The organism is Streptomyces sp. NRRL S-646, assembly GCF_000720765.1.
Lineage (GTDB): Bacteria > Actinomycetota > Actinomycetes > Streptomycetales > Streptomycetaceae > Streptomyces.
This window is the reverse complement of the sequence record NZ_JODC01000052.1, coordinates 1-11216: the sequence shown is the minus strand read 5'-3', so window position 1 is coordinate 11216 and position 11216 is coordinate 1. Positions and strand designations below refer to the sequence as shown.

The following is an 11216-nucleotide window of genomic DNA, read 5'->3' as shown; positions in this document are numbered from 1 at the left end:
CTCCATCGGTGAGATCGCTGCGGCGCATGTGGCGGGGGTGTGGTCGCTGGCGGACGCGTGCCGTCTGGTGGTGGCGCGGGGCCGGTTGATGCAGGCTGCGGGTCAGTCATGCCTTTCACTCGCCGCTGATGGAGCCGATGCTGGCGGACTTCCGTGCGGTGGCGGAAGAGTTGTCGTACGAGCGGCCGAGGCTGCCTCTGGTCTCCACGGTGACCGGCGAGGAGGCCACCGCCGACGAGGTGATGTCGCCGGACTACTGGGTGCAGCACGTGCGCCGCACCGTCCGGTACGCCGACGCCGTCCACACCCTCGCACGGAGCAAGGTCACCCGCTTCGTCGAACTCGGCCCGGACGGCACCCTCACAGCTCTCGCCCGCACCCTGCTCGACGACGACCGCCGTGTTCTGGTGCCCGCGCTGCGCAAGGAGGGATCGGAGGCGGAAACTCTGCTCGGTGCCGTTGGCGCCCTGCATGTGCACGGGCACAGCCCGGACTGGTCCGCACTGTTCCCGGGCGCGCGGAACGTCGAACTGCCCACGTACGCCTTCCAACAGCGCCGCCTCTGGCTCGATCCGATGCCCGGCGGCGGGCGGCGTGGCGGCGGGCACCCGCTGCTCGGCTCCGCGGTGACCCTGGCGGACTCCTCCGCCGTGCTGTCCACCACCGTGCTCTCCACGCGCACGCACCCCTGGCTGGCCGACCACACGGTGGCGGGCAGCACCGTGCTTCCCACCGCCGCCTACCTCGACTTCGCCCTGCATCTCGGCGGCCGGGTCGGCTGCCACCGCATCGTGGAAATCGGCCAGGAGCAGCCGCTCGTACTCCAAGGTCATGAACCGGTCGAAATCCAGGTCGTGCTCGACGGCCCGGGGGACGGCGGCGTCAGGCCCTTCGCCTGCTACTCGCGGCCGGCCACCGTCGGCTCCGTCGACGACGCCGAGGTCGGCCTGCCCTGGACGTGCAACGCCCGAGGGGCTTTGGCGCCGGCCGGTGCCGAGCCGGAGCGGCCCGACCAGGCCGCACCCGGCGGCAGCTGGCCGCCGCCCGGTGCCGAGGCTCTCGACGTCGATGAAGTCGAGGAGATCTACGAGGAGTTGCGGGGCCGGGGGCTGGACCACGGGCCCGCCTTCCGCGGGCTCACCGCTGTCTGGCGGGCGGGAGACGAGGCGTACGCCGAGGTCGCCGTACCGGAGGAATTCCGGGCGGACGCCCTGCGGGTCGCCCTGCACCCGGCACTGCTGGAGGCGGCGCTGCACGTGGCTCCCGCGCTCGGCCACCCCGGTGGCGTCGCCGTGACCTGGCGGGACTGCACCCTGTACGCGGCTTCCGCGGAGGTACTGCGGGTCCGGCTGCGGTCGCTGCCCGAGGGCGGGCTGCGGCTGGACCTCGCCGACGAGTCCGGCGCCCCGGTCGCCGCCGTCGGCGCTGTCACCCTCACCCCTGCCGACGAACTGAACCTGCCCGCCGCCTCCCCGGCCGCGGACGACCTGTTCGTCGTCGACTGGACCGAACTGCCCGCCGTGCCGGCGCCCGCGCACCGGCCCTCGGTGGCCGTGGTGGGTGCCGGCACGGCCCTGGTGGACGGCCACCGGTACCCGGACCCGGACGCCTTCCTGTCCGCCCTCGACGACCCCGGCACACCCGTGCCGGAACTGGTCCTCGTGTCCTGGCAGGCCGGCGACGCGGACCTGCCCGCCGCCACGCACGAGGCGACCGCCACGGCCCTGGAGCTGCTGCAGCGCTGGCAGGCCACGGAGCGGACCGCCGACGCCCGGCTCGTCGTGGTCACCCGGAACGCGGTGGCCGTCCGGCCCGGCGAGCCGGTCGCCGACCTCGCCTCGGCCGCCGTACGCGGTCTGGTGCGCTCCGCGCAGTCGGAGAACCCGGGGCGCTTCCTGCTCGTGGACATCGCTCCGGACAACGACCCCGAAAGCGACGCCGAGACCGACCCGGAGGCCCTCCTCGCCGCCGTCGGCGAGGCGGTGCGGAGCGGGGAGACGGAGATCGCCCTGCGGGCCGGTCGCACCTACGCCGCCCGCCTCGCCCGGCACCACCCGGACCGCTCCACGGCGCCGGCCCTCGATCCGCAGCGCACCGTGCTGATCACCGGGGCGAGCGGCACCGTCGCCGCGGCCGTCGCCCGGCACCTGGTCGCCGCGCACGGAGTACGGCATCTGCTGCTCGCGAGCCGACGCGGCCCGGACGCCCCCGGTGCCGCCGAGTTGCGCGCCGCACTCGAACAGGCCGGTGCCGAGGTGGCGGTCGCCGCGTGTGACGTGGCCGATCCCGCCGCGCTGGCGGCGCTCCTGGACGCCGTACCGCAGGAGCATCCGCTCGGTGCCGTCTTCCACGCCGCCGGGGTGATCGACGACGGGGTGATCCCCGCGCTGACCGCGGGGCGCCTGTCGGCCGTGCTGCGGCCCAAGGCGGACGCCGCCGTCCACCTGGAGCGGCTCACCCGGGACATGGACCTGTCGGCGTTCGTGCTCTTCTCGTCCGCCGCCGCCACCTTCGGCGGCCCGGGCCAGGGCAACTACGCGGCCGCCAACGCCTTCTTGGAGGCGCTGGCCGCCACCCTGCGGGCGCAGGGCCGGCCAGCGCTCGCCCTCGGCTGGGGGCTGTGGGCCGAGGACAGCGGCATGACGGCAGAGCTCGGGGACGCCGACCGCTCCCGGATGGCCCGTGCGGGCATCGAGCCGCTGCCCACCGAGGACGCCCTCAACCGGCTCGACCTCGGCCTGGCGCAGGACCGCGCGGTGCTCCTGCCCGTGCGGCTGGACCTGGCCGCCGCTCGCGCCGCCGCCACCCCCACCCCGGCCCTGCTGCGCGCCCCCGGGGCCTCCGTACGCCGTACCGCGGGGGCGGACCGATCGGGTGGACGGCTGGCCCGTACGCTCGCCGCGCTGCCGGAGTCCGAGCGGTCCGCCGCCGTCCTGCGCCTGCTCCAGACGGAGATCGCCACCGTCCTCGGCCACACCGCGGGCGCTCCGGCCGCCGACCCCGAACGCGCCTTCCGCGACCTGGGCTTCGACTCGCTGACCGCCGTCGACCTGCGCAACGCGCTGGAACGCCGCACCGGCATACGGCTCGCGCCCACCGTCGCCTTCGACCACCCCACCCCGGCCGCGCTCGCCGCCCATCTGCTGCGCGCCCTGCCGACCGGCGACCGGCCCGCCCCGGCCGCCACCACCCCGGCCCGCCACACGCACACGGGCGCGGACGACCCCATCGCCATCGTCGGCATGGCCTGCCGGCTCCCCGGCGGCGCCGACACCCCCGAGCGGCTGTGGGACCTGCTCGCCTCGGGCGGCGACGGCCTGACCGGCTTCCCCGACGACCGCGGCTGGGACCTCACTTCGCTGTACCACCCGGACCCCGACCACGAGGGCACCAGCTACACCCGCACCGGCGGCTTCCTGGCCGGAGCCGACCGGTTCGACCCCGCGTTCTTCGGCATCTCACCGCGCGAGGCCCTGGCCATGGACCCCCAGCAGCGGCTGCTGCTCGAGGTGTGCTGGGAAGCCGTGGAGCGGGCCGGTGTCGACCCGCGGACCCTGCGCGGCTCCCGCACGGGCGTCTTCGCCGGCACCAACGGGCAGGACTACACGGCCCTGCTGCGGACGTCCACGGAGGACTTCGACGGCTACCTCGGCACCGGAAACGCCGCCAGCGTCGTCTCCGGCCGTATCTCGTACACCCTCGGCCTGGAGGGCCCCGCCGTCACCGTCGACACCGCCTGCTCCTCCTCTCTGGTCGCCCTGCACTGGGCGGTGCGGGCGCTGCGCGCGGGGGAGTGCGACCTGGCGCTCGCGGGCGGCGTCACCGTGATGTCGACACCGGCGGCGTTCCTGGAGTTCAGCCGCCAGCGCGGCCTCGCGCCGGACGGGCGCTGCAAGGCGTACGCGGACGACGCGGACGGTACCGGCTGGGGCGAGGGCGCCGGGATGCTGCTGGTGGAGCGCCTGTCCGACGCCCGCCGCAACGGGCACCGGGTGCTCGCCGTGGTGCGCGGCAGCGCCGTCAACTCCGACGGTGCCAGCAATGGTCTGACCGCGCCCAACGGCCCCTCCCAGGAACGTGTGATCCGGGCCGCGCTGGCCGACGCCGGGCTCACACCGGCCGACATCGACGCCATCGAGGGACACGGCACCGGCACCGTCCTCGGCGACCCCATCGAGGCACAGGCACTCCTGGCCGCCTACGGGCAGGACCGTGAAAGGCCGCTGTGGCTGGGGTCGGTGAAGTCGAACCTCGGGCACACCCAGGCCGCCGCCGGCGTCGCCGGTGTCATCAAGACGGTGCTGGCGCTGCGTCACGGCGAACTGCCCCGCACCCTGCACGCCGACCGGCCCTCCACCCATGTCGACTGGGCCTCCGGCGCCGTACGTCTGCTCACCGAGGCCCGGCCGTGGCAGCGGGACGAGGACCGCCGACGGCGCGCGGGCGTCTCGTCCTTCGGCTTCAGCGGCACCAACGCCCATGTGATCCTGGAAGAGGCCCCGCGGCCCGTGCCGGAGGAGGTCCCGCACGCCTCCGGGCGGCCGGTCACGCACGGGACGACCGCCTGGCCGCTGTCGGCCCGTACGCCCGAGGCGCTGCGCGCCCAGGCCGAGAGGCTGCTCGACCACGCCGTCCGGCACCCTGAACTGTCCGCCGCCGACCTCGGCCACTCACTGGCGACCACCCGCCCCGCCTTCGAACACCGTGCGGTACTGCTCGGCACGGGACGCGACGACCTGCTCGCCGACCTGGCCCGGCTCGCCTCGGGCGACCTGCCGGCCGACGGGCCCGGCGCCGCCGCCCGCGGCGGGCGAACGGCCTTCCTGTTCACCGGGCAGGGATCCCAACGCCCAGGAATGGGACGTGAGTTGTACGCCACCTTCCCGGTGTTCGCCGACGCCTTCGACGAGGTGTGCGCCCACTTCGGCGCCGATGTCCTCGGCACCCCCCTGCGCGAGACCGTCCTGGGCGACGCCGGACGGCTGCTGGACCGTACCGGGTACGCCCAGCCGGCCCTGTTCGCGCTGGAAGTCGCCCTGTACCGGCTCGTCCGCAGCCTCGGCGTGCACCCCGACCAGCTGCTCGGCCACTCCATCGGCTCCCTCGCCGCCGTGCACGCCGCCGGAGTGCTCTCCCTCGCCGACGCCTGCGCCCTGGTCGCCGCCCGCGGCACGCTCATGGACGCCCTCCCCGACGGCGGCGCCATGGTCGCGCTCCAGGCCGCCGAGGAGGAGGTGCTGCCGCTGCTGGACGGCCGGGAGCACCAGGTCGGTGTGGCCGCCGTCAACGGCCCCCGGTCCGTGGTGGTCTCCGGCGAGGAGGCCGCCGTACTGGAAGTCGCCGCCCACATCGAGAGCCTGGGCCGGCGCACCAAGCGGCTGCGCGTCAGCCACGCCTTCCACTCCCCGCTGATGGAGCCCATGCTCGACGAATTCCGCGAGGCATGCGCCGCGCTGGAGTACCACGAGCCGCGTATCCCCGTGGTCTCCGACGTCACCGGCCGAACCGCCACCAGCGACGAACTCGCCTCCCCCGACTACTGGGTCCGGCATGTGCGCCGGGCCGTCCGATTCCACGACGGCGTGCGCACCCTCGACGACCTGGGCGTCCGCCGGTACCTCGAGATCGGCCCCGACGGCACCCTGACCGCGCTGACCGCCGACGCCCAAGCCGCCCCCGCCGACACCGCCGCCATCGCGCTGCTGCGCCCCGGCCAGGACGAGACCGGCAGCCTGCTCGCCGGACTGGCCCGCGCCCACGCCCATGGCGTCGACGTCGACTGGAGCGCCGCCACCGGGGGCTCCCGCGAGATCGTCGACCTTCCCACCTACGCCTTCCAACGGCAGCGCTACTGGCCCGCCGCGGGCGGCCGGGGCGCGGGCGACCTCGCCGCCGCGGGCCTCGCCGAAGCCGGGCACCCGCTGCTCGGCGCCCGCGTCGACCTCGCCGACGGCGACGGCCACGTCTTCACCAGCCGGCTCTCCGTCGCGGACCAGCCGTGGCTCGCCGACCACGCCGTCGGCGGCACCACCGTCCTGCCCGGCACCGCCTACCTCGACCTGGCACTGCTGGCCGGGGACCGGGTGGACTGCGACCGGGTGACCGAACTGACCCTGGTGGAACCGCTGTTGCTGGCCGCCGGACAGGCCGTCACCCTCCAGCTGCGGGTCGGCGCACCCGACAACGACGGCAACCGCCAGGTCGGGGTGCGCTCCCGCCCCGCCGACGCCGCCCCCGACCGGCCCTGGACCCTGCACGCCGACGGCATCATCGCCGCCGGAGCCCGGCCCGAGGCCGACGGCGCCGAGCTCGCCGCCTGGCCGCCCGCGGGCGCCGAGGAACTGCCCGTCGACGACACCTACGACCGCCTCGCCGCGGCCGGCTTCGGCTACGGGCCCGTCTTCCAGGGCCTGCGCGCCGCCTGGCGGCTCGACGGCGACGTGTACGCCGAGATCGCCCTCCCGGAACAAGTGCACGCCGACGCCCCCCACTACGGGCTGCACCCCGCCCTGCTGGACGCCGCCCTGCACGCCACCGCCTTCCTGCCGCTGGACGACTCCGCGCCCGGGCGGCTGCCGTTCTCCTGGCGGGACGTGACCCTGCACGCCACCGGCGCCACCGCCGTACGCGTCCGGCTCATCCTGCGCGGCGACGACGCCGTCGCCCTCGACGTGGCCGACGCCACCGGGCGGCCCGTCGCCTCCATCGGCTCGCTCACCCTGCGCGAGATCGACCCCGAGCGGCTGCGGGAACGGCCCGACCGGGGCGCGGGCGACCTGTTCCGCCTCGACTGGCAGCCGAAGCCGGCCACCGACGGCAACTCCGGCGAACGGCCGGACCCGGGCACGCTGACCGTCCTCGGCGACGCCGCGGGACGGGAGTTCACCGACCGGCTCGCCGCAGCCGGTGTGCCCGCCGACATCACCGAGGCCGCCGACCTCGCCGCCCTCGCGGCGGCCGGAGCCGACACCGCGCCCGGCACCGTACTCGCCGTCGTACCCCACGACAGCGGTCCGCTGGACGAGGCGGGACACGCGGCGGCACAGCACGCCCTCACCCTCGTACGACAGTTGCTGGCCGAAGAGCGGCTGGCCGCGACCCGGCTGGTGCTGGTGACCCGCGAGGCGCTGATGCCGGACGGGCCCGCCGGACCCGGAGTGCGCCACCCCGCCGCGGCGGCGGCCTGGGGCCTGGTGCGCTCGGCACAGTCCGAACACCCGGGCCGGTTCGTCCTCGTCGACACCGACACGGCCGCCGCCTCACTGGCCGCCCTGCCCGCCGCGCTCGGCCGCGCCGACTCCCAACTGGCCCTGCGCGACGGCTCCGTACACCTGCCGCGCATCGCCCGTACCGACCCGGACGCCGCGCTGCGTCCCCCGCACACCCCCACCGGGACGGCCTGGCGGCTGGACATGGTCCGCAAGGGCACCCTCGACGGCCTGGAACTCGTCGCCGCCCCCGACGCCGAACGCGCCCTCGCCGACGGCGAGATACGCATCGCCGTCCGCGTCGCCGGAGTCAACTTCCGTGACGTGCTCAACGCCCTCGGCATGTACCCCGGCCCGGCCCGCGACTTCGGCCTGGAGGGCGCCGGAGTGATCACCGAGGTCGGCCCCGGAGTGACCGGTCTCGCCGTCGGCGACCGCGTCATGGGCATGTTCCCCGCCGCCTACGGGCCCGTCGCGGTGGCCGACGCACGCACCGTCTGCCGCATCCCGGACGGCTGGACGTTCGCCCAGGCGGCGACCGTGCCGATCGTCTTCCTCACCGCCTACTACGCCCTCGTCGACCTCGGCGGCGTCACCCCGGGCCAGACCGTCCTCGTGCACGCGGCGGCCGGCGGCGTCGGCATGGCCGCCACCCAGCTCGCCCGCCACCTGGGCGCCGAGGTGTACGCCACCGCCGGCCCCGGAAAGTGGGGCGCACTGCGCGCCGCCGGACTGGACGACACGCACATCGCCTCCTCCCGCGACCTGTCCTTCGAGGCCGCCTTCCGTGCCGCGACCGGCGACCGCGGGGTCGACCTCGTCCTGGACTCCCTGGCGGGCGAGTTCGTCGACGCCTCCCTGCGGCTGCTGCCGCGCGGCGGACACTTCCTGGAGATGGGCAAGACCGACGTACGCGACGCCGAGGAGGTCGCCGCCCGCCACCCCGGCGTCCACTACCGGGCGTTCGACCTCATCGAGGCAGGCCCCGACCGCATCGGCGAGATGCTCACCGCCCTCGTCGAGCTCTTCGAAGCCGGAGTGCTCACCCCGCTGCCGGTCACCCCGTGGGACGTGCGGCGCGCGCCGGAGGCCTTCCGGTACATGTCGCAGGCCCGCCACATCGGCAAGGTCGTCCTCACCGTCCCCGCACCGCTCGACCCGGACGGCACCGTCCTGATCACCGGCGGCACGAGCGGCCTCGGCGCCCTGCTCGCCCGCCACCTGGTCACCGAGCACGGTGTACACCACCTGCTGCTCGCCTCGCGCCGCGGACCCGCCGCTCCCGGAGCGCAGCAACTCGCCACGGAACTGAAGGAGTTGGGTGCCACGGTGCACCTGCGGGCGACGGACGTCGCCGACCGCGACCAGGCCGCCGCGCTGCTCGCCTCCGTCCCCGACCAACATCCGCTGACCGCCGTCGTACACGCCGCCGGCGTCCTCGACGACACAGTGGTGGACCACCTCACCCCCGAGCGGCTGGACGCCGTACTGCGCCCCAAGCTGGACGCCGCCGCCCATCTGCACGACCTCACACGCCCCCTCGACCTGGCCGCGTTCGTCCTGTTCTCCTCCGTCGCGGGCACCCTCGGCGCACCCGGCCAGGGCAACTACGCCGCGGCCAACGCCTTCCTCGACGCGCTCGCCGAGCACCGGCGCGCCCTGGGCCTGCCCGCACTGTCGCTGCCCTGGGGACCCTGGTCCCAGGCCACCGGCATGACCAGCGGCCTCACCGACGCCGACGTCCGCCGCATGGGACGGGCCGGACTGCCGCCGCTCGCGCCGAAGGAGGGCCTGGCCCTGTTCACCGAGGCCCTGGACGAGCCGGCGGCCGTGCGGCTGCCGCTGGCGGTGGACACCTCCCGGCTCGGTGCCGAGGCCCCGGTGCCTGAGCTGCTGCAAGGCCTGGCCCGCACCCGGCGCACCGTCGCGGACCGCGCACTCTCCGCCCAGCCGGGCGACAGCGCGGACCTCGCCGTCGAACTGGCCCGGCTCGGCGCGGCGGACCGGAAGCGCAGGCTGGTCGAGGAGGTGTGCCGCCAGGTCGCCGCCGTCCTGGGACACGCCTCCGCGGCCCGGATCGACCCGGACCAGTCCTTCAAGGAACTCGGGTTCGACTCCCTCACCGCCGTCGAACTGCGCAACCGGATGAACACCGCCATCGGAGTACTGCTGCCCGCCACCCTGGTCTTCGACTATCCGACCCCCGCCGCGCTCGCCGACCACCTGTGCCGGGAGCACCTCGCCGGCGGGGCGGAACCCGGCCCGGCGGAACCCGGCGCGGGCGAACCCGACGAGGCGACCATCCGCAAGCTGCTGACGTCCATCCCGATCAGCAGGTTCCGCGAGTCGGGACTGCTGAACGCGCTGATGGACCTGGCGCCGGCCGCCGCCCCCGCCGTCCAGGAGCCGGTCAGGGAGAACGGCGCCCACGTGGACGTCGACGACGTGGACGTGGACGGCATGGACGTGGACGAACTCGTCCGGATGGCCCTGGGCGCCGACGACTGAGCGCCCGCTTTCTTTCTCATCATTTTTCTGTCTTGTCTGCATCGAAGCGCGAAGTGTGGAGCTGAGCATGTCCTCCGAAAAAGTCGTCGAAGCCCTGCGTGCCTCGCTCCGGGAGAACGACCGACTGCGCAAGCACAACCAGCGGTTGCAGGAGGCGATGACCGAACCGGTCGCCATCGTCGCCATGGCCTGCCGCTGGCCTGGCGGAGCCGACACCCCCGAGGACTTCTGGCGGCTCCTCGCCGACGGCACGGACGCCATGACGGACTTCCCCACCGACCGTGGCTGGGACCTCGACGCACTGTTCGGGCACGAGGGCACCGGCGGCAGCACCGCCACCCAGGGCGGCTTCGTCCATGACGCCGACCGCTTCGACGCCGACTTCTTCGGCATCTCCCCGCGCGAGGCCCTGGCCATGGACCCGCAGCAACGGCTGCTGCTGGAGGTCGCCTGGGAGACGGTGGAACGCGCGGGCATCGCCCCCGCCGCCCTGCGCGGCAGCAGCACCGGTGTCTTCGTCGGCTGCAGCAACCAGGAGTACGGCTCCGGGCTGCGCACGATTCCCGAAGAAGTCGAGGGACACATCCTCACCGGCAACACCGGCAGCGTGGTCTCCGGACGCGTCGCCTACACCCTGGGCCTGGAAGGCCCCGCGGTGACGGTCGACACCGCGTGCTCCTCCTCGCTGGTGGCCCTGCACCTCGCGGCCCACGCCCTGCGGGCCGGGGAGTGCTCGCTGGCGCTGGCCGGCGGCGTCGCGGTGATGTCCACGCCGGGCGCCTTCGTCGAGTTCAGCCGCCAGGGCGGCATGGGCCCCGACGGCCGCTGCAAGCCGTTCGCGGACGCCGCGGACGGTACCGGGTGGGGTGAGGGTGCGGGTCTGCTGTTGCTGGAGCGGCTGTCGGACGCGCGCCGCAACGGCCATCGGGTGCTGGCGGTGGTGCGGGGAAGCGCGGTCAACCAGGACGGCGCGTCGAACGGTCTGACCGCCCCGAACGGTCCGTCGCAGCAGCGGGTGATCCGGGCGGCGCTGGCGAGTGCCGGGTTGTCGGCGGCGGACGTGGACGCGGTGGAGGCGCACGGGACCGGTACGACGCTGGGCGACCCGATCGAGGCGCAGGCCCTGCTCGCGACCTACGGCCAGAATCGTGAACGGCCTTTGTGGCTCGGGTCGGTGAAGTCCAACATCGGGCACACCCAGGCCGCCGCAGGGATCGCCGGAGTCATGAAGATGGTCATGGCGATGCGGCATGGCCTGCTGCCGCGCACCCTGCACATCGACGCCCCGTCCACCCGCGTCGACTGGACGGCGGGCGCGGTGAACCTGCTGCACGAACCGCAGGACTGGGCACAGACCGAGGACCGCCCGCGACGGGCCGGTGTGTCGTCCTTCGGCATCTCCGGCACGAATGCGCATGTGATCCTCGAAGAGGCCGAGGTGGTCGAAGAGGCTGAGCCGCAGGAGGTGCCTGCCGGGTCGGGTGCCGGTGGTGGCGGGGT

General features: G+C 74.9%; 2 protein-coding genes and 1 pseudogene. All 3 read left to right on the top strand.

The annotated features are described in order from the left end of the window. Nucleotides 1-128 precede the first annotated feature (128 nt). Nucleotides 129-2009 (top strand): annotated as a pseudogene (locus IH68_RS60100) (polyketide synthase dehydratase domain-containing protein); the annotation flags it as partial. Then, nucleotides 1983-9716: an SDR family NAD(P)-dependent oxidoreductase gene (locus IH68_RS57565; protein WP_420719050.1), complete on the top strand. Its 7734-nt coding sequence runs from the start codon at nucleotides 1983-1985 to the stop codon at nucleotides 9714-9716. The pseudogene IH68_RS60100 and the gene IH68_RS57565, both read left to right, overlap by 27 nt. A 61-nt stretch (nucleotides 9717-9777) precedes the next feature. After that, a partial coding sequence (locus IH68_RS0148620; protein WP_324607708.1) for a type I polyketide synthase occupies nucleotides 9778-11216 on the top strand: 1439 nt, incomplete at its 3' end.